This window comes from Streptomyces phytophilus, from assembly GCF_013870535.1.
Lineage (GTDB): Bacteria > Actinomycetota > Actinomycetes > Streptomycetales > Streptomycetaceae > Streptomyces > Streptomyces phytophilus.
This window is the reverse complement of sequence record NZ_JACBXC010001665.1, coordinates 1-1,093: the sequence shown is the minus strand read 5'-3', so window position 1 is coordinate 1,093 and position 1,093 is coordinate 1. Positions and strand designations below refer to the sequence as shown.

The 1,093-nt window shown below is 74.2% G+C and carries 1 protein-coding gene and 1 pseudogene; both read left to right on the top strand.

All coding sequences use genetic code 11. The features are described 5' to 3' along the window. Positions 1–248 (top strand): annotated as a pseudogene (locus tag H5J30_RS35075) (sensor domain-containing protein); the annotation flags it as partial. A 50-nt stretch (positions 249–298) separates the two neighbouring features. Further along, positions 299–952, top strand: a complete 654-nt coding sequence (locus tag H5J30_RS35070; RefSeq protein ID WP_181791835.1) for a response regulator transcription factor — start codon at positions 299–301, stop codon at positions 950–952. The last annotated feature ends 141 nt before the right edge of the window (positions 953–1,093 follow it).

Here is a 1,093-nt window from a genome sequence, read left to right as displayed (position 1 = left end):
CGGGGCGCGGGGAGCTGTGGCTGACCGCGCTGGCACCGGTACTGTGTTCCGTCGCGCTCTTCCCGCAGGGGCTGGTCGCGGCGCTGCTGCTGGTCTTCGGCACGGAGAACAGGTCGTGGTTCCTGGCCCTGTACATGCCGGAGGCGCTGCGCTGGCCAACGGCGCTGGCGATGGTGGCGCTCGGCCTGAGCGGGGTGCGCCCGCTGCTGCGGCGGTGGCGGAAGAGCGGTGCGGAACAGCGGTGTTGACGGGGGGACGCACGGCCGCCCCGGCGGGCGGGGCGGAGAGGAGCGGGGCAGTGCGAGTCGTCCTGGCGGAGGACCAGTACCTGCTGCGGGACGGGCTGACGCGGCTGCTGCAGGCGCACGGCATGGAGATCTGCGCGGCGGTCGAGTCCGGGGACGAGCTGCTGGCGGCGCTGCGCGCCGAGCGGCCGGACGTGGCGGTGGTCGACATCCGGCTGCCGCCGACGTTCACGGACGAGGGCCTCCAGGCGGCGCTGGCCGCGCGGCGCGAGCGGCCGGACCTGCCGGTGCTGATCCTCTCCCAGCACGTGGAGCAGCTGTACGCGCGGGAGTTGCTCGCCGACGGCCGCGGTGCGGTGGGGTATCTGCTGAAGGACCGGGTGTTCGCGGCGCGGCAGTTCGTGGACTCCGTACGGCGGGTGGCCGAGGGCGGCACGGCGATGGACCCCGAGGTCATCGCGAAGCTGCTGGCGAGCAACGCGCGGGACGAGCCGCTGGGGCGGCTGACCCCGCGGGAGCGGGAGGTGCTGGCGGGGATGGCGGAGGGCCGCTCGAACACGGCGATCGCGCGCCAGCTCTTCCTGTCGGAGGGCGCGGTGAGCAAGTACACGACGAGCATCTTCGCGAAGCTGGACCTGCCCCCGTCGGACGACGACAACCGCAGGGTACGGGCGGTCCTGGCGTATCTGAACGGCCGGGTGGAGTAGGCCGGCTGCGGCACCGGCGGCCACCTCGACCCGGCGTTTCAGGCGCGGATGCGCAGGCCCCGGGGGGTGGCCAGGAAGCCGGACTGTTCCAGGAGCGTGCCCAGGGGGGAGTCCAGGGCCGGGGTGGCGTTGATGCGCTCC